Below are 15,964 nucleotides of genomic sequence, written 5' to 3' on the forward strand. Positions count from 1 at the left end.
TTGTCTGACCTTGGGGGCTGAAGGTTTTTAGTCGACGTCGTCCGCCTGGGTCTGGTGGACGGTGCCGTGAGCGTGGTGCGGCGGGGCGTAGATGCTGTAGAGCTTCATCGGCTCATCACCAATATTGATGATGTTGTGCCAGGTCCCCTTCGGAACGATGACTGCCCAGTCGGCGGAGACCTCCTCGGTGAAGGTCACCTCATCCTTGGATGGGCCCATCTCGACGCGGCCACGGCCGGACTCGAGGCGCAGGAACTGGTCCTCCTTGGTGTGAACCTCGAGGCCGACGTCCCCGCCCACCGGGATGCTCATCACGGTGACCTGGAACTGCTCACCGGTCCACAGGGCGGTGCGGAAGGTCTCGTTATCGAGGGTTTCCTTCTCGATATCGACGACGAACGGCTTCGGGCCCTGATCGCGTGTCTCTGCCATGACTACTCCTTGTCCTCGAGTTTCTTTGGCTTAGTCGGTCTCGGCTGAGCCAACCGTAATCCGTGGTCAAACGGCTACGCCTCAATTGTAGGCGCAATCATGCAGGCCCGCCCGGGTGAGATGGCAGCACGCCAGGCAGGCGGCTAGGCAGGCTTTAGGCCCCGCGGCGGCGCAGCAGCAGCCAGGCGCCAGCCACAACGAGGACGACGACGCCCGCGCCAATGCCGACGTTGCGCGCGGTGTTCCCGGAGTCCTCCGAGGACGCCGCGGCTGCAGGTTCGCTGGAATCTTCCTTCTGGTCGCCGCTCTTCGCATCATCACCGATGATCCCGCGGATCCAGTCGGCCTGCTCCGCCACCGGTGCGACAGAGACAGCGGCGTTCGAGGTCATCTCCTCCTCCGTCGGGTTCTCCGGGTCCTCGAACAGACCGGCGGACATGATGCCGGCGACCTTGCCATCGGCGAAGATCGCGCCACCGGAGTCGCCCGGCTGGATGCGCGCGCCGTCCTTCAGGGCAACGTCGAGGGCCTTCGGGGCCTCGTAGAGCGCGAGCGGCGAGTCGCCGCGGACCTTAGCCTTGGCGGACGGGAGCTTCGTGGAGCCACCGGAGCCGTCGGAGGACCAGCCGTAGATGTTCACGTCCCCGGTGGGCACCTCATCCGCGACCTCAGCGAAGGTCTCCAGGTTGATCTCCTGCTCAGTGTGGAGCAGGGCGATGTCCCCGCGTGGGGCAACCTCGTGACGGTCGACCTTGTACACCCGCTGCTCATCGCCCTGGCCGATGCGCACCGAACCGCCCGGCTTGGCGGCCGCATCGATGCAGTGACGGGCCGTGATCACCCAGTGGGCGTCGATGGCGGTGCCGGTGCACACGCCCTCGTCAGGGTCAGAATCATCGACACGGACGGAGACGACCGGCTTTGCCTCCTCGGTGTCCCCGGCGAAGGTCTTGCTCTCCATGGCACTGGCTGGTGCGATGGCGAGTGCTCCTGCTGCGACCACCCCGGTGGCCACACTAGCTGCGAACTTCTTCATTTTTATCCTTTCCAAATACCGCGGTGATGCGGCGAAGCAGAGTTTCCAGCGGCCCACGGTCAAACACCGCGAGCCACGCATAAGAGATGGCAATGGCGCCGCCCAGGCTGACCCAGAAGCCGAACCACTCCGGTGCCAGCCGATCCGCCGTGAGCACGTGGATGCAGTAGATCGTGAGCGGCATGCGGCCCAGCGGTGCGAGCCAGCCGATCCAGCGCTGCAGCAGGCAGCACAGCGAGCAGATGCCCACCGACGCCCCGATGCTTCCGATGATGTCGCCCAAGCCACCGGTGTGGCCGCCGACGTCGAAAAACTCGGGCAGCATGGTGTACCAGCGAAGTGCGAGGTCCACGGCGAACAGTCCCAGCCCAACCACGAGGCCAAGAACAAGGCGCTGGCGCGTGAGCATGTGCCGCCGGAAGAGCATCCCGGCGATCATCAGCGCTCCCCACATCAACGGCGAGTAGGGCCAGAAGGCGGGAATCAACACCGTCGCAGTGGAGGCCAGGACCGCCGATGCAAAGGCCAGCACGCAGGCCAGCCACAGGAGCACGGGCGAGCTCCAACGCGGCGCCCAGGCAAGCAACGCCATGCAGAGTCCGATGGTCCCGAGCACCACGAACACCTCCCCGGTGAACGGGGCAAGCGCGAAGTGCAGGGCAATCAGGCACAGCCCGCGCACGATGATCTGAACAGGACGTGCCCGCATGTAACCCATCGACACCCCGGAGATGAAAGCAAACAGTGCGGCCGGGAAGCCGTAGAACACCTGGACAGCCACGCCATCCAGGTAGGTCAGGTGGGCGACCATCATGCCGACGAGCGCAACTGCCCGCGCGACGTCGATACCAACGTTTCGGTTCTGCATAGCGTGAACGGTACGCAGGCCGATGTTGCGGGGACGTTAACGCGGGCACAACACCCGTGCCGTTACGATCGGTGCCATGACAATCCGCGTTCTCGTCGTCGACGACGAAAGCTACCTCGCCGACGCCATTTGCACCGCGCTGAACAGCGCAAACATGCAGGCCACTGCGGTCTACGACGGTGCCACCGCGCGCTCGTCAATCGACGATATCCGGCCCGACGTCGTCGTCCTGGACCGCGACCTGCCTGGCATCCACGGCGACGACATCTGCCGCTGGGTCGTCGATGCCCACCCTGCGACGAGGGTGATCATGCTGACCGCCTCGGGCACCCTGGACGACCGGCTGGAGGGCTTCGACCTCGGCGTGGATGATTACCTACCCAAGCCCTTCGAGGTCCCGGAGCTCATCGCACGGGTTAATGCGCTAGCTAAGCGAAACCTGCCGGTGCGCGGCGAGGTCTACCGGTGCGGCGACGTGCGGCTGGATACCTTCCGCCGCGAGGTCACCCGGGATGGAGCGCCGGTGCCCTTGAGCCCGAAGGAGTTTGCGGTGCTGGAGGTCCTCATGGAGGCAGCCGGCGGGGTGATCTCCGCTGAGGATCTGCTCGCGGAGGCGTGGGATGAGAATGCCGACCCATTCACCAACTCCCCGCGCGTGACGGTCTCTCACCTGCGCAAGAAGCTGGGCGAGCCGCGCATCGTGCACACCGTGGCAGGTGCTGGTTACTACGTGGCGGAGGCGCCGCGATGAAGTTGAGCTTGCGGGCACGGATCACCGTGCTGTTCTTAGGCACCGTCTTGGGCGTGGGGTTGGCGCTGATCGGGCTGGTGTATGCGTATTTGAAGCTCACTCCGGTCCCCTTCATGGCCCAAATCCCGACGCCGGATGAGGGGCTGGTCATCGACGGGGCGGTGCCGATCGCCGATGAGGTTCTGCGCCGTGTGCTGGTGGCCTCCCTGACTGTGTTGGCGCTGCTCACCGCGGTCGCTGGGGTGATCGGTTGGTTCGTGGCTGGGCTCGTGATTAAGCCGCTTCGGGATTTTGCGGACGACGCCGCGACCGTCACCCGGGGTGACTTGAGTGCCCGCATCAGCCACCAGGGCCCTGATGACGAGGTGGGCGAGTTGGCGGATGCGCTGAATGCGATGCTCGACGAGCTGGCGGATGCCCTCGAGCGGCAACGCCGCTTCGCATCGAACGCCTCCCACGAGCTGAAGACACCAATCGCGACGATCCAGACGATGGCTGATGTGGCACTAGCCAGCGGCGATGAGCAGGTACTGCGGGACACCTTGGGCCGCGTGCGCGAGGTCAACGCGCGGGCGGCCGATACCGTGGCTGCCCTGCTGCAGCTGGCGAACGTGGACGTCCGCGATCGCCAGGAGCTGGATCTGGCCGCGCTGTGCCGTGACATCGGTCGTGGGCAGGGCGTGGCGGTGACAGCGGAAGCGGTCACGGTGGCTGCCTCCCCCACCCTGGTGCGTCAGGCGGTGGAGAACATGGTGCGCAACGGGATCACCCACGGTGAGGATCCGTCCATGACGGTGGCACAGGTGGGGCGGAACGCGGAGATTACCGTGGAGTCGGATGGCCCGCAGTTGGACGCGGCGGAGGTTCGCACGTGGGTGGAGCCCTTCGCCCGGGCGCAGCGGACCTCGGGGGCCGGTCAGGGCCTGGGGCTGGCGATCGTCGATGCAATTGCGAAGGCCCACGGCGGTTCGGTGGAACTGACGCCGCGGGCCGAAGGTGGGCTCGCCGTGACGCTGCGGCTGCCTGCTTGATAGAACAGCGCCGCTTTCGGGCTTTCTCTTAGGCCTCGAGTACGTAACGCAGGATCTCCACGACCTGGTCGGTGGTGGTGCACCACGCCTGCGCGGCGGCGTCGACTTCCTTGAGCGGGTGGACGATATCCTCGCCATGCAGCGTGACATAAGGCTTGTCCAGTGCCGCGCAGTAACCCGCGTCGAAGGCGGCATTCCACTGCTTGTACTGGTCCCCGAAGCGGACGACGACCATGTCAGCCTTCTCGATCAGAGTGCGGGTGCGGATGGAGTTCACCTTCGAGGACTGGTGATCGCGCCAAAAGCCCGCGGGTGCCTCGCCCAGGTGGTCGCCGGCTGCGTCGCTGGCGGGGTGGTCGGTCACCGGCGCGGTGAATACGACGTCGAGCCCGGCGGCCTCCGCGCCGCGCTGGATCTCTTCGCGCCAGTCGGTGTGGATCTCGCCGGACAGGTACGCGTTGAAGCTCAAGGCCTTTTCTCCTTACGGTTTTTGACGTTGACCTTGAAGTTTACGACGTGTCGTCGCAAAGTCACCTTCTCATTCGTGAAGCCGATGTAAGTGTAATCGCTTGGCGCGTAGCATTGGCGACATGCGCATTTACACCGTGGGCCACTCCAACCTCGAGTTCGAGGACTTCGCTGAAATGATCAAGGCTGCCGGTGTGGCATCCATCGTGGATGTGCGCAAGCTGCCCGGGTCCAGGAAGTACCCGTGGTTCAACGACGACCACCTTGCCGAACACCTTCCCACATGTGGCATCACTTACAGCAGAAGCGAGGGCCTCACCGGGCGGCGCAACGTATCCCACTCGGTGCCGTTTGAGGTTAACGGCAACTGGCGTAACCGCAGCTTCCACAATTACGCCGACCATGCGCTGGGCGAGGAGTTCTCGGACGCGCTCTCGCAGCTACGGGTGAACGCCGCCGAAACCCCCACCGCGATCATGTGCTCCGAGGCGGTGTGGTGGCGCTGCCACCGGCGCATCATCGCCGACCACCTCATCGCCCACGGTGACGAAGTTGAACACATCATGGGGGTGGGTGCGGACGGGGCGAAGGCGAGCGAGGCAACGCTCAACGACGGCGCAGTCATCGGCAACGACCTCCTCGTGCGCTACCCCGAGCGGGGCTAGCGCGTACACCAGAGGCCAGGGGTGCGGAAACTCGGACTACGCCTCAGTCAGCCACGGCATCCTCCTCGGCCTGACCTCAGGCGCAACCTACGCCTTGTATTCATGGGCGCCCGCCACCTTATGAGCAGCAGCATCGGAGGCACACCAGCGGACAGCACGCTCAAAGCCGACGCCGCCATCATGTCCGCCGACACCTTGCTCATCACCATCCCCACCGGGATGGGCGTGGACGTCAACGTGAAGATCTTGGACAACTTCGCCACGCATGTCGCCCCCGCGTTGGGTTAGCAGCCGAATCACGAAGACCCAGTTACCGGCTATCCCATCGACTAATTCCTGCAGGTCGCAAGCTCTTTGCTTCAATGTCAGTTCAGTGCATGTTGAATAGTTCAGTAATTGCTGTATAGTTCAGCACATGCTGACTATTGCTTCACGCCTCGACGTCATGAACCGGCTCGGCCGAGCCATGGCGGATCCGACGCGCTCCAGAATCCTGATGACCCTACTCGACGGCCCGGGCTACCCGGCCGTGCTTTCGCGCGACCTGGACCTGTCCCGCTCGAACGTCTCGAACCACCTGACCTGCTTGCGTGACTGCGGCATCGTCGTCGCCGAGCCGGAGGGCCGCAAGACACGCTACGAAATCGCCGATCGGCACCTCGCGACAGCGCTCAACGCGCTAGTGAACGCGACGTTGGCTGTCGACGAAAACGCCCCGTGCATCGACCCTGAGTGCTCGGTGCCCGGCTGCGACGGAAAAGGAGTGGACGCATGAGTTCAGCATGTGGATGCGAACACGAACCAGCCACGGAGATCGAAGATTTCGATCGGCCATGGTGGAAGGACGCCGAGTTGCTACTGCCGATCTTCTCTGGCGTAGCCCTCGGTATAGGCCTGGCGCTGGACTGGTCCGGACTAGAGACACCCGCGACAGTTCTGTTCTGGATCGGCCTGCTGCTAGGGGCGTATACGTTCACGCCCGGCGCTATCCGGAACCTTGCCACGAAGCGCAAGCTCGGCATTGGTTTGCTGATGACGATCAGCGCGGTCGGCGCGGTAATCCTCGGTTATGTCGGAGAGGCGGCGGCGCTAGCGTTCCTGTACTCGATCGCCGAGGCACTGGAAGACAAGGCGATGGACCGGGCCCAGGGCGGACTGCGGGCACTGTTGAAATTGGTACCGCAGACCGCGACGGTGCTGCGCGACGGTACGACGGTCGAGGTCGCAGCGAAGGATCTCGTGGCTGGCGAGCTGATGCTCGTGCGCCCCGGAGAGCGGATCGCCACGGATGGCATCATTCGGTCTGGGCGCTCCAGCCTTGACACCTCAGCGATCACCGGAGAATCCATTCCGGAGGAGGTTGCGGCCGGCGACGAGGTGGCCGCGGGAGCAATCAACTCCGCCGGCGTGCTGGAGGTCGAGACGACCGCAGCTGGAACGGACAACTCGCTGACCACACTCGTGGACCTGGTCGAGCAGGCGCAGGCGGAAAAGGGCGACCGCGCCCGGATCGCCGACCGGATTGCCCAACCCCTAGTGCCCGGGGTGATGATCCTGGCGGTGCTGGTCGGCGTGATTGGCTCGCTGCTGGGCGACCCCGAGACGTGGATCACCCGCGCGTTGGTGGTCCTGGTCGCAGCATCGCCGTGTGCGCTGGCAATTTCGGTGCCGCTGACGGTCGTGGCCGCGATCGGCGCGGCCAGCCAGTTCGGCGTGGTCATCAAATCCGGCGCGGCGTTCGAGCGACTCGGCGGCATCCGCCACCTGGCGGTGGACAAGACCGGAACCCTTAGCCGCAACCAGCCCGAGGTTACCGACGTGGTCCCGGCAGACGGATTCGATCGGGCTCAGGTGCTTGCTTTCGCGGCGGCAGTTGAGCAGCAATCGACGCACCCCCTCGCTGCGGCGATCGCGGCAGCGGTGCCCGAAGCGCCCGCTGCCCAGGACATCAGCGAGGAAGCCGGACATGGCATCGGCGGCACCGTCGAAGGTCGACGGGTGCTGGTGGGCAGCCCCCGGTGGATCGACGCCGGGCCACTAAAGGCAGACGTTGAGCGCATGGAGTCCGAGGGCCAGACCTGTGTCCTTGTCACCGTCGATGACGCTCTCGCCGGGGCGATCGGGGTGCGCGACGAGTTGCGGCCCGAGGTGCCCGATGCCGTGCAGTCCCTGCACGACAACGACGTGGAAGTGAGCATGCTCACCGGCGATAACACTCGCACCGCCCGGGCGCTGGCTGAAATCGCCGGAATCGACGACGTGCGCGCCGAGCTGCGACCGGAGGACAAGGCAAGCATCGTCGCCGAACTCTCCTCCAAGACGCCGACGGCGATGATCGGCGACGGCATCAACGACGCGCCGGCACTGGCGGGCGCAACGGTGGGCATTGCGATGGGAGCAACCGGCTCTGACGCCGCGATCGAGTCCGCTGACGTCGCCTTCACTGGCCACGACCTCCGGCTGATCCCGCAGGCGCTGCAGCACGCCCGCCGAGGCAGCAGGATCATCAACCAAAACATCGTGCTGTCTCTGGCCATCATCATCGTGTTGATGCCACTGGCGATCAGCGGTGTACTGGGCTTGGCCGCCGTCGTGTTGGTACACGAAGTCGCCGAAGTCATCGTGATCTTGAACGGCCTGCGGGCTGCACGAGCGAAACGCTGAGGCTGTGACCGGCAAGTCTTATAAGGGTTAAACCACGCGCCGAGCGCACACACGTTGGACCAGGCGAGTCATTCGAGTTCACCACCTGGTCCTTCTCGATGCGTGCAGGCACGGGAACTGTGGGGGAACCTAATAGTTCAACGGTTCGATACCGCTTGCAGATTCTTCACACGAGGTAGCGGAATGGACCGAGGCCGAACGAAAACCCGAGTTAGAGACAGCGCTCTTCAACCTACCCCCAATAACGCGAAACGTCATTAACGCCTCGCGTTACACGTTGAACTTGAACTCGACGGAGTGTCGTCGATAAATAACCATTTGATGCGCGCGTGCGGAATTAACAACGAAATACCGCTAAAACAGACAACATATGGGGTGCACAGAAACACATATAAGTTCTGCGGAAAACCTATAGGGTGCGTCGCTAAAAACCGCTGTGCGCGAAAAACATAAAGGGTTTACGGACCCGGTCCCAGACCCCTCAATACTCTGAGCCGGAAGAATGGAAAGTGGAAGGTTGATGTATCCCCACTATTTATTTTTTCCGTTTTTCGGAGTACATCGGGAGCTACAACTGCGGACCAGCTCTGTGTGAACTAGATGAGAAGGCGCAGCAGCGAATCATCGACGCTGGACAGTTGGTGCTGCGGGCACGCGAGCGGCACCCCCAGCGGTCACTCGCGGAGCACTACAACCCGTTATCGATGGACCCAATTCTGCTCAAGGCTCACAACAACTTGGACCGGGAAGTCGATAAGGCTTTCGATGTGGCACGCAAACTCACCAACGAGCGCCAGCGCCAGGAGCTACTGTTCGCCAGCTACGGGGAGTTGGCGAGGGGCTATGTCTCCTCGCTTTCATCAAAATCGAAACCACCAGCAGGGTCGTTCCCCGTGCGGGTGATTTTGATCGGTCCCGCTGCTGGGTGTAGAACCCTGTCGCTGGCAACGCCGGGAACTATGACTGTGCCCGACGAGAACACGTCACTGCCATAACGCGGCTCACGGTAGACGAACATGGGTCGTTCACTACTACTGGTGGATTTCGGTTTTGGTGGTGGGGGGATTACCGCCGCCGGCCTCGATTTTTCCGTTGAGGAGGTCGTTGACTACTTCCCGATGGTGAAATGGGCCGATGGTGAGGTAGAGAGGAACCAGTCACCTGGAAGAGATCGATCCAGTCGCTGGTGTGCAATCTGGGAGGTAGGGTCGCGGGGTCGATTCCTCGCGAGCGCAACCATGATTGTGTCTCTGAACGTGATGAAAACAACCCTGCCCTTCGGAGAATTTCCCCTATCCCGCGTCCCCGGGCAGTGAAAACGGTGTGCACCATCGCCTGAAAGGCTTTGCGCTGCTCTATCGGAATCTTCGGGTCACCCACCCGGCGGATCACTAAGATCCCCCCGTCAACGTTTGGCTGTGGCCGGAAAGCAGACCTTGGTACTCGGGAACCAAGGTGAAACGTGAACCATGGGGACCACTGAGCCGTCATCATCGTGCTTGCACCTACCCCGGCCCGGCGGCGAGCGACTTCCCACTGCATGAGGAGTACAGCGTCAGTCCATGCCGGCGCATGCAACAACTTTCGAAGAATGGCAGTGGTGAGGTGAAAGGGAATGTTTCCCACAATGACGCAGGGAGTGGCGGGTAACCGGAAGTTAAGGAAATCATCATGGACCACTTCGACCGCCGCCGAGGCGGTCTTTTTTGTGAGTTTGGCAGCTAGTTTTGCGTCTACCTCAACTGCCGTTATCGCCCTCCCCAAGTGGGCCATCGGGTGAGTGAGGGCACCGCTTCCTGGCCCGATCTCAATGATGGGGCCGGAGGTTTGTTTCACAAGATCGACGATGGAGTTGATGATCTTGTGGTCTGTGAGAAAATTTTGGCCATGCTCGTGACGGCCGTATCCGTATGCAGACATCAGGTGTGCTCCTTGGAGTTGAAACGGAGCCGGGCATGACAAATAGCCGCCCGGCTAAAGGACCGGAGCGGTTTCTAACCTGCGGGAGGGAGAAAACCGCCTTAGCGGCTGGTGAGCGGCCGCATGAAAACGGAACCTGAAATCAACATGGGCCTATCGTATCCAATTAATTTCGCAGGGTCCAATACGGTGAGAAAGAAGACAACCGCACCGCAACAGTGCAAGACCTCTCTGGATTGGAATTTGTCCTACCTTCGGCTCGTCGTACAGACGCCACTGGCGTATTTTGTCTCTGGGCAACGAGGGGGAGTTACCCCCACCTCCGGATGTTTTTAAGGTGCACCCCTTATTACGCTGTGGTGCGGGAGTAGTTTTGTCCGACTGATCGGACTACCCACCGACGTGGGGCGGGTAGTTCGAGGTCCCAGCAGATGATCGCGTCGATTTCGCCGCGTTCAAAGGATGCCACCATGGCGTCGTAGTCGGGGCGAGCCACATTCTTCTTTGACGCGGAAATGGACTGATCGGCGTAGTTATGTCCTATGTCCAACGTCCAAGCCACGCTGCTTTGCAATGGCTTCACAGTCCTGACGCTGCCGGTCGATGGTGAGGCCATCCACGTCAGCGTCTCGCGAGATACGAAGGTAAATAGGAGCGCGTGTTGCCAAACGCTTTTAATAAGGCCCTTAGCTAACATTGAACTTAAACTCGACCACGTTCCGTAGCCGAATAACCTTTGGAGCCGCGCCGTCAGTTAGCAGAGATGTGGCACCGCAGCGCCTAGGCAAGAGGAGGCAGATGAGTATCGACGATATCGCGGACCACGTCGATGTCGACGCCGAAATACTGGTGCACCAGGATGTTGCGGAAATCCCGAATCTGAGGCCAGACGATCTCAGGGTGCGCGCCGGTGATCTCATCGGGAAGATGGTTCACGGCTTCGCCGGACTGCGACTCACAGCGGCACCGCCTCGGCGAGCGTCGAAGCGGATACCGGGTGCCTGAGCAACTGGGCAGGAAACACGTCGATGCCATCGCGCCCGAACAGAGCGCGACTCTCCTCGAGCAGACCAGACGCACGCATCAGGAGACGTCCCTCCGCAGGGTCCATCCCGACGAGGATGTCGATGTCCGATCCTGCAGACGCGGTGCCGCGCGCGACGGACCCGAACAACTTCGGGTTGGTCGCGCCGTACCGATCGATGAGCACCTGGAACTGGTCAAGACGCGCAACGAGAATCCCGCGTAGGGCAAGCGTCTCAGGCGTCATGACGGTCTCAGACATGCTTCCGGGGGAAACGGGCCCGGCAGCACGTCGACATGGAGCTTTGACATTGAAGCGGAACTCCACCGCGTTCTTAAGGGCCGACGACATTCTCCCGTCTCACCGCCGCACCAGGCGGCACTGACGCGCTGCCACCACTTACAGCCGGTCGTCTCGCCCGCCCGCCATGACGCACTCAACGAACGAGCGATAGAGCAGGCTTACACGCGTCTCGCACTAAACGACCGGGCAGCAGCGTCACGGAGGTTCCGAAGTAGCGGCTATCGCAGTGCACCTAAGGGTTTGGTGAGGGAACCAGCCATTCGGCAGCGGTACGGAACGTAGCCCTCAGTTGCGGGTGCTCCCGCACGATCTCTCGCTGCCGCTCCGCCGGCAACCCGAGCTCGTGCAAGACGTTGAGGATTACGACCGCGGTCGTCACCTCGACGACGGCGATCAGCTCCTCGATGGAATGGTTGGGCGTTCTGCCCTCGTGCGCGAGGTCATTGCGGGCGCGCGTCGTCCACTTCGCCCAATGGTCGACATCCGGTAAGAGCTGTGCGATCGCTTCCTGATCGGGTCGCGCGGCGAGGGCATGGAGCCGATCACGGAGGGTCGGGTCGTTGCGGATCGCCCCCTTGAACCTGTTTCGGTGCTCATCGGGAACCTGCGCCAGCATCGCCTCTCGCATCGCCCTGAACTCCGCGTTGGGGAACGGTTTCTCGTCGATGCGGAGGTTGCGGTGCAACACCTCGGCAGCATCGACTGCCGTCAGAAGATTGTTCTCAACAAAACGGGCCGGTGCGTAGCGCAAGCCCAAGATCATGTTTGTCGCTGCCTCCAGGCGGCCATGGGCCTCGCACCATCGGGGCATGACCTCCTCAAATGGGATCGAGCCGCAGGTGAAGAACATTCGGTGGTGATCGACGACTTTCGCGTCGTGTTTTCCAAGCGCGGCCGGTGAGTAGAGCACATCGGCACGTCGGCGCGGCAGCGGGCGGCCATCAGGGAAGTGCGACTCGGTCCCGGCAACTTCCAGTCGGAGCCAGATCACTCCGGCCGCGCGATGCGTCGCCAGGGAGATCAGGTCCTGCACCAGGCTCGCCTCCTGCAGAGCAACACTCAGAGAGAATGGTTCGGCTGGCACGACGCAGATGGACACCGTGTCCCGCATACGTCCGACGCTTCCTCCCTTGCGCTGGTCGAAGAATGGAAGCGTGTGCGTGTGCTGAAGGCGATACTCAGTGTCGTCGACCACGACCGATTGCGCCTCGACCGGCTTCACCGAGATACGCCCGGTCCCATCGATCTTGCCGTCGGGAGCCCCGAGGGATCCTTCGAACACAGAAGACGCCGCCCAGAGACTCAGATCCTCGACTGAGACTTCTGCCCTAGCGAACGCCGGATCCGCGTCACCGCTGACATGCGCGCCGATGATGGCGACCGTCGCGGTCACGGTCTGCTTATCAGGGCTCGCCACTCGCGCACCCATGGTCCTTCTGGTGCTCCTAGGAACACAGCCAAGCAGTGTGATCTCCCTGAGCTCGGCCACACCGTGCATGACTTCCCAGGTGCGGGTTCCTTCGTGAACAGCAGTCCATCCAGACGAGTCCGTCGTCAAGATCCGATCCTCGAAGGTGCCGATCAGCGACAGAGAGAGACCATCTTCCGGGTCGTACCGTAGGACACCCGGGACCTTCTCGCTAGGGGCTTCCGGCAGCCACCACACGCCAGCCCACTCGCCGGCCTTGTCGAGGTTGAGAGGATCATTAGGCATCGTACTCCCGGTCCCGGGCTCCTTCCTGTCTTGCGGCCAGATGTCAGGTCGAAAATCTTTACTCCACCACATGCCCCCCACGTAGGACAATCTACAGCGAGATCATGGTCAACTGAGATCGGATGCGGCGACTGGCACACAATCGCAGTTCGACGCGACGGCACAGCCCTCGCAACTGGCAACAATCAGCGAGGGCAGACCGACGTCGCCCGGTGGACACACGTGTCCGGGGTCTCTGCCGGCTACCTGCACACCGTCGGCTTACACGAAGACGGCACCGTCGTCGCCGTCAGCGACGACAGCAGAGGCCAGTGCGAGGTGTCATCGTGGAGAAGCATCACCTCAGTGGCGGCCGGCTCCGTCCATACGCTCGCGCTGAGCCAGACCGGAAGGGTCTTCGGAACGGGCGACAACCAGTTCGGCCAGTGCGATGTCCAGTCATGGACCGGCATCACAGCGATCGCAGCCGGAGCGAGACACTCGCTCGGGCTGCGCGCCGACGGAACAGTCGTGGCTGCGGGCGACCACACCGAGCAGCAATGCAATGTCAACGCCTGGGCCGCTCGACCACAGATGAACTGAAGTCCAGCGTGCCCGATAATCGGCCGTCGATCACACGTTGAATCTAAACTCCACCGAGTTCCGGCACATAGGTACATCTGAACACGGGGTTCACGTGCTCCCCCCTCCCCACGGTCAGTGCTCGCTACTGATCAGGGGACACAGGCTCACCCTCGACGTGGGTCAGCCTGCAGGACGCCACGAAGGAGGTACCGCGCCATCACGCCGGCAGGGAACCCGGCTGAGACGCCACATACTAGGGATCTGAAGAGGGCTCAACCATGCCAGCGGTCGGCCCCTATTCCTTCGCGAGCACGGCGTTATCCGTCAGGCAGAAGTCATCGTTGATCTTGATGACCAGCGCAACGAGTAGGCGGAGCGCTGTTAGATACGTGTGGCGGTGAACGCGGTCGTCGTCACCGTCTCCCTGTGATCCATGGAGGTAGCGGTTGCGCAGGCTAGGTCCGTTGCTGAACTCCTTATCGTTAAGGAAGTAGTTGAAGTAGCTGACCTCCGCGGCGCTGAGCAGCGTTGATCGATGCACCAGCCATCCGGCGCTCACCATCTCGTCAATGGCTTTCTGGCCGGCCGCCGAATGATGGAGACAGCTCGTCACCTCGTACTCCCAGAGTTCCTTGAGCACATGCAATTGTGGCGCGCTTGCAAACGCAATTCGGTCACGATCTCCGGTCAGGATGCCCTTCTCGACCAGGAAGTCGATGTTGCGCTGTTGGTACTCGTGGAACTGGTCGTAGGCGATGTCATTGGCGATGACCAAGTGGAGGAAGCTCTCTGCCTCCAGATCGCTGCTGATGTGCACCAATCCGGATTGGTCCGAGAAGAGCAGGTGCTGAATTCCTTGGATGTCCGCGTTGTTGGCAACGTAGGCGTACTTATCCACAACCTGACTCGGGATGTCGCCGTAGGAAAGCTGCTCCGATGTGATTGTCAGCAGCTCCGGGTCAACCTCGCCGTAGTCGACATGCAGCGTGAACTGCTTGAGGAGGCTCTCCATCTCTGAGAACAGATGGCGGCTCTTCTCAAGGTAGGTAGCGGTCGGGCTGGAGGCGCGGTACTTCAGCCCCTTGGCACCGAACTCCTGCTCAAGGTAGTCCGTGAAGAACCAAGCGATGACCGACTCGAGCTCTATACCTTCGGAGCTGAGGAAGCGCTCGTACATCAAGGTCTGGAGCAAGGACGCCTGATCCTTGAGCCTGAACACCGCCCCCGTCCGGTAGTCGCCCTTGCCCGGCGTACCCATGAACCGCTCGAAGACGCCAAGTTGCGCTCCGTAGGAAGGGAGTTCCAGGAGCATATGGTCGTTGGCGAACTGGAACAGGTGAACAAAGTTATTCAGAATAGTCGGGTAGTCGAGGTTCTCCGTGAGCCAGGTTCGACTGTAGGAGTACTTGCCAACCATGCCGTCCAAAGACTGGACGACCTCTTCGACCTGATCGGCCGAGATGCCCACTTCGCAGCCGGTCTTGATCCCCTCCGTGGACTCGAACATCTTCTTCGTGAGCGCATCTGCCTTGCGACGAGCCTTTAGCTTCAGTCGTGCATCGACGCCGGTGTTCTTGTCAGCTCGTGCGGATGCGATCAGCTTGACGAAGTTGAGGTTGGGCTCTTCCTCATCGAGGTAGCGGTCAAACAGACCACGCTGATCCGCGGGAGTGAAGCTCTTCGGAAGATGGATTGGATCCCGCCCCTCGGACTGGAGGAACTTCCGCGCAAGCAGCTCAGCATTGCGCGGCTCATCGAGTAGCAGGGCCCGAATCTCCTGGTCGTAGGCACGCACGAGTGCCTGGCATGAGAGCAGATCGTGCGGGTGGAAACTCTGCTCTTGAAGTGCAGCAAGCACGATCGAGTCAGTGCAGCGCTCGAAGACCTTGTTTTTTCCGAGAAGATCGAGGACGTCTGTGCGGTACTGAAAGTCAACGTCCTGAACGAGCGTTGAGAAGGTGGCGTCAGTCACTTTGCCGAAAAACCTGCCGATGACTTCCCGGATCTCGGGGACGTGCGCCAGAGGCGCGTCTCGCTCTGCTTCGGCCAGGTCCTTCGGGAGAACTTTGTGTTCTAGGAACAACGCGAGATGATGCAACTCAACGATGTCGTTTATGCCCTGATCGCCACGAGTAGCATCGAATTCACGGACGAGCTCTAGGAGGCGGTCGGCCTGCCAGAAGGTTCCGTAGTCGCTGAGGCCGAAGAACTTCAGTCTCTTCTCTGGTCCGCTTTCCGACACTCGAATCTCCCTCCCGGTAGGCGTCACTCTATACAGTTCGGGGGCGCCTAGTGGCACGAATTTGAAGTTGTTGTCTGATCGTGCAGCAGTCCCCTTGGCGGAGCCGTCGTCCACGTCGATCGTCGCGTCGGCTCCTCGTTCTGTCGTGGAAGCGAGCCGAACTAGCGGCGCATCACCCCGAGGCGGACACGACCTACGTCTTCATGGGCATAGTCCCGCGCCCCATCGGACTCCTCCCCACCGCGGAGCGGCGCACGACGGACGAACGGACCGCGCTTCAAC

At 62.1% G+C, this 15,964-nt stretch carries 17 protein-coding genes and 2 pseudogenes; 9 read left to right on the forward strand and 10 right to left on the reverse strand.

All coding sequences use genetic code 11. The features are described from left to right. Positions 1 to 27: 27 nt before the first annotated feature. The 3 genes from HMPREF3097_RS03515 to HMPREF3097_RS03525 form a co-directional block, all read right to left on the reverse strand. On the reverse strand, positions 28 to 432 hold the full coding sequence (locus tag HMPREF3097_RS03515) for a cupin domain-containing protein (protein WP_070760984.1): 405 nt from the start codon (positions 430 to 432) through the stop codon (positions 28 to 30). 154 nt (positions 433 to 586) lie between these two features. Continuing rightward, complete coding sequence (locus HMPREF3097_RS03520; protein ID WP_070760986.1) at positions 587 to 1,468, reverse strand: trypsin-like serine protease; 882 nt, start codon at positions 1,466 to 1,468, stop codon at positions 587 to 589. Continuing rightward, on the reverse strand, positions 1,449 to 2,336 hold the full coding sequence (locus tag HMPREF3097_RS03525; protein WP_070760988.1) for a DUF418 domain-containing protein: 888 nt from the start codon (positions 2,334 to 2,336) through the stop codon (positions 1,449 to 1,451). Before HMPREF3097_RS03525 ends, HMPREF3097_RS03520 begins: the two co-directional genes overlap by 20 nt. Before the next feature lie 82 nt (positions 2,337 to 2,418). Here HMPREF3097_RS03525 and HMPREF3097_RS03530 point away from each other — a divergent pair, with 82 nt between their 5' ends. Together HMPREF3097_RS03530 and HMPREF3097_RS03535 are read left to right on the forward strand one after the other, a co-directional pair. Continuing rightward, entirely contained in the window at positions 2,419 to 3,087 is a 669-nt protein-coding gene (locus HMPREF3097_RS03530) for a response regulator transcription factor (RefSeq protein ID WP_070761033.1), read from the forward strand. Then, positions 3,084 to 4,118: a sensor histidine kinase gene (locus HMPREF3097_RS03535; RefSeq protein ID WP_070760990.1), complete on the forward strand. Its 1,035-nt coding sequence runs from the start codon at positions 3,084 to 3,086 to the stop codon at positions 4,116 to 4,118. The genes HMPREF3097_RS03530 and HMPREF3097_RS03535 overlap by 4 nt, the downstream gene beginning before the upstream one ends. A gap of 28 nt (positions 4,119 to 4,146) precedes the next feature. Here HMPREF3097_RS03535 and HMPREF3097_RS03540 read toward each other — a convergent pair whose 3' ends face one another. Beyond that, on the reverse strand, positions 4,147 to 4,587 hold the full coding sequence (locus tag HMPREF3097_RS03540) for a YtoQ family protein (RefSeq protein WP_070760992.1): 441 nt from the start codon (positions 4,585 to 4,587) through the stop codon (positions 4,147 to 4,149). Positions 4,588 to 4,708: 121 nt separating this feature from the next. Between HMPREF3097_RS03540 and HMPREF3097_RS03545 the strand changes: the two genes are divergently transcribed. The 5 genes and pseudogenes from HMPREF3097_RS03545 (at position 4,709) to HMPREF3097_RS09870 (ending at position 8,910) form a co-directional block, all read left to right on the forward strand. After that, positions 4,709 to 5,251: a DUF488 domain-containing protein gene (locus HMPREF3097_RS03545; protein ID WP_070760994.1), complete on the forward strand. Its 543-nt coding sequence runs from the start codon at positions 4,709 to 4,711 to the stop codon at positions 5,249 to 5,251. 159 nt (positions 5,252 to 5,410) lie between these two features. Beyond that, positions 5,411 to 5,539, forward strand: a pseudogene (locus HMPREF3097_RS03550) (alkane 1-monooxygenase); the annotation flags it as partial. A gap of 127 nt (positions 5,540 to 5,666) precedes the next feature. After that, a complete protein-coding gene (locus tag HMPREF3097_RS03555) occupies positions 5,667 to 6,026 on the forward strand; it encodes a Cd(II)/Pb(II)-sensing metalloregulatory transcriptional regulator CmtR (protein ID WP_070760998.1) in 360 nt (119 codons plus the stop codon). Continuing rightward, positions 6,023 to 7,915 (forward strand): heavy metal translocating P-type ATPase, encoded by a 1,893-nt coding sequence (locus tag HMPREF3097_RS03560; RefSeq protein ID WP_070761001.1) that lies wholly within the window; start codon positions 6,023 to 6,025, stop codon positions 7,913 to 7,915. Before HMPREF3097_RS03555 ends, HMPREF3097_RS03560 begins: the two co-directional genes overlap by 4 nt. A gap of 641 nt (positions 7,916 to 8,556) precedes the next feature. Further along, positions 8,557 to 8,910 (forward strand): type IIL restriction-modification enzyme MmeI, encoded by a 354-nt coding sequence (locus HMPREF3097_RS09870; protein WP_016423158.1) that lies wholly within the window; start codon positions 8,557 to 8,559, stop codon positions 8,908 to 8,910. 70 nt (positions 8,911 to 8,980) lie between these two features. Here HMPREF3097_RS09870 and erm read toward each other — a convergent pair whose 3' ends face one another. The 5 genes from erm to HMPREF3097_RS03590 all read right to left on the reverse strand — a co-directional run bounded on the left by erm (position 8,981) and on the right by HMPREF3097_RS03590 (position 12,876). Further along, positions 8,981 to 9,835, reverse strand: a complete 855-nt coding sequence (gene erm, locus HMPREF3097_RS03570) for a 23S ribosomal RNA methyltransferase Erm (RefSeq protein WP_070517629.1) — start codon at positions 9,833 to 9,835, stop codon at positions 8,981 to 8,983. A gap of 349 nt (positions 9,836 to 10,184) precedes the next feature. Beyond that, on the reverse strand, positions 10,185 to 10,397 hold the full coding sequence (locus HMPREF3097_RS09875) for a recombinase family protein (RefSeq protein ID WP_246821248.1): 213 nt from the start codon (positions 10,395 to 10,397) through the stop codon (positions 10,185 to 10,187). 218 nt (positions 10,398 to 10,615) lie between these two features. Further along, positions 10,616 to 10,870, reverse strand: a complete 255-nt coding sequence (locus HMPREF3097_RS10010) for a HepT-like ribonuclease domain-containing protein (protein ID WP_081636726.1) — start codon at positions 10,868 to 10,870, stop codon at positions 10,616 to 10,618. Next, positions 10,791 to 11,120 carry a nucleotidyltransferase family protein gene (locus HMPREF3097_RS03585; RefSeq protein WP_070761034.1) on the reverse strand — a complete coding sequence of 110 codons (330 nt, stop codon included), beginning with the start codon at positions 11,118 to 11,120 and terminating at the stop codon, positions 10,791 to 10,793. Before HMPREF3097_RS03585 ends, HMPREF3097_RS10010 begins: the two co-directional genes overlap by 80 nt. A 274-nt stretch (positions 11,121 to 11,394) precedes the next feature. Next, complete coding sequence (locus HMPREF3097_RS03590; RefSeq protein ID WP_070512995.1) at positions 11,395 to 12,876, reverse strand: ApeA N-terminal domain 1-containing protein; 1,482 nt, start codon at positions 12,874 to 12,876, stop codon at positions 11,395 to 11,397. A 30-nt stretch (positions 12,877 to 12,906) separates the two neighbouring features. On the opposite strand from HMPREF3097_RS03590, the pseudogene HMPREF3097_RS09885 reads away from it, so the two are divergent. Together HMPREF3097_RS09885 and HMPREF3097_RS03595 are read left to right on the forward strand one after the other, a co-directional pair. Further along, a pseudogene (locus tag HMPREF3097_RS09885) lies at positions 12,907 to 13,062 on the forward strand (RCC1 domain-containing protein); the annotation flags it as partial. 36 nt (positions 13,063 to 13,098) lie between these two features. Continuing rightward, positions 13,099 to 13,458: an RCC1 domain-containing protein gene (locus HMPREF3097_RS03595; RefSeq protein WP_246821256.1), complete on the forward strand. Its 360-nt coding sequence runs from the start codon at positions 13,099 to 13,101 to the stop codon at positions 13,456 to 13,458. Positions 13,459 to 13,735: 277 nt separating this feature from the next. Here HMPREF3097_RS03595 and HMPREF3097_RS03600 read toward each other — a convergent pair whose 3' ends face one another. After that, entirely contained in the window at positions 13,736 to 15,796 is a 2,061-nt protein-coding gene (locus tag HMPREF3097_RS03600; RefSeq protein WP_246821250.1) for a hypothetical protein, read from the reverse strand. Positions 15,797 to 15,964 lie beyond the last annotated feature (168 nt).

This window comes from Corynebacterium sp. HMSC27B11 (assembly GCF_001815985.1).
GTDB lineage: Bacteria > Actinomycetota > Actinomycetes > Mycobacteriales > Mycobacteriaceae > Corynebacterium.

Excerpts from the sequence above, each read along its gene's own strand:
- HMPREF3097_RS03515 (WP_070760984.1), bottom strand. The coding sequence starts at position 432 with ATGGCAGAGACACGCGATCAGGGCCCGAAGCCGTTCGTCGTCGATATC.
- HMPREF3097_RS03520 (WP_070760986.1), bottom strand. The coding sequence starts at position 1,468 with ATGAAGAAGTTCGCAGCTAGTGTGGCCACCGGGGTGGTCGCAGCAGGA.
- HMPREF3097_RS03525 (WP_070760988.1), bottom strand. The coding sequence starts at position 2,336 with ATGCAGAACCGAAACGTTGGTATCGACGTCGCGCGGGCAGTTGCGCTC.
- HMPREF3097_RS03535 (WP_070760990.1), top strand. The coding sequence starts at position 3,084 with ATGAAGTTGAGCTTGCGGGCACGGATCACCGTGCTGTTCTTAGGCACC.
- HMPREF3097_RS03545 (WP_070760994.1), top strand. The coding sequence starts at position 4,709 with ATGCGCATTTACACCGTGGGCCACTCCAACCTCGAGTTCGAGGACTTC.
- HMPREF3097_RS03555 (WP_070760998.1), top strand. The coding sequence starts at position 5,667 with ATGCTGACTATTGCTTCACGCCTCGACGTCATGAACCGGCTCGGCCGA.
- HMPREF3097_RS03560 (WP_070761001.1), top strand. The coding sequence starts at position 6,023 with ATGAGTTCAGCATGTGGATGCGAACACGAACCAGCCACGGAGATCGAA.
- erm (WP_070517629.1), bottom strand. The coding sequence starts at position 9,835 with ATGTCTGCATACGGATACGGCCGTCACGAGCATGGCCAAAATTTTCTC.
- HMPREF3097_RS10010 (WP_081636726.1), bottom strand. The coding sequence starts at position 10,870 with ATGGCATCGACGTGTTTCCTGCCCAGTTGCTCAGGCACCCGGTATCCG.
- HMPREF3097_RS03585 (WP_070761034.1), bottom strand. The coding sequence starts at position 11,120 with ATGTCTGAGACCGTCATGACGCCTGAGACGCTTGCCCTACGCGGGATT.
- HMPREF3097_RS03590 (WP_070512995.1), bottom strand. The coding sequence starts at position 12,876 with ATGCCTAATGATCCTCTCAACCTCGACAAGGCCGGCGAGTGGGCTGGC.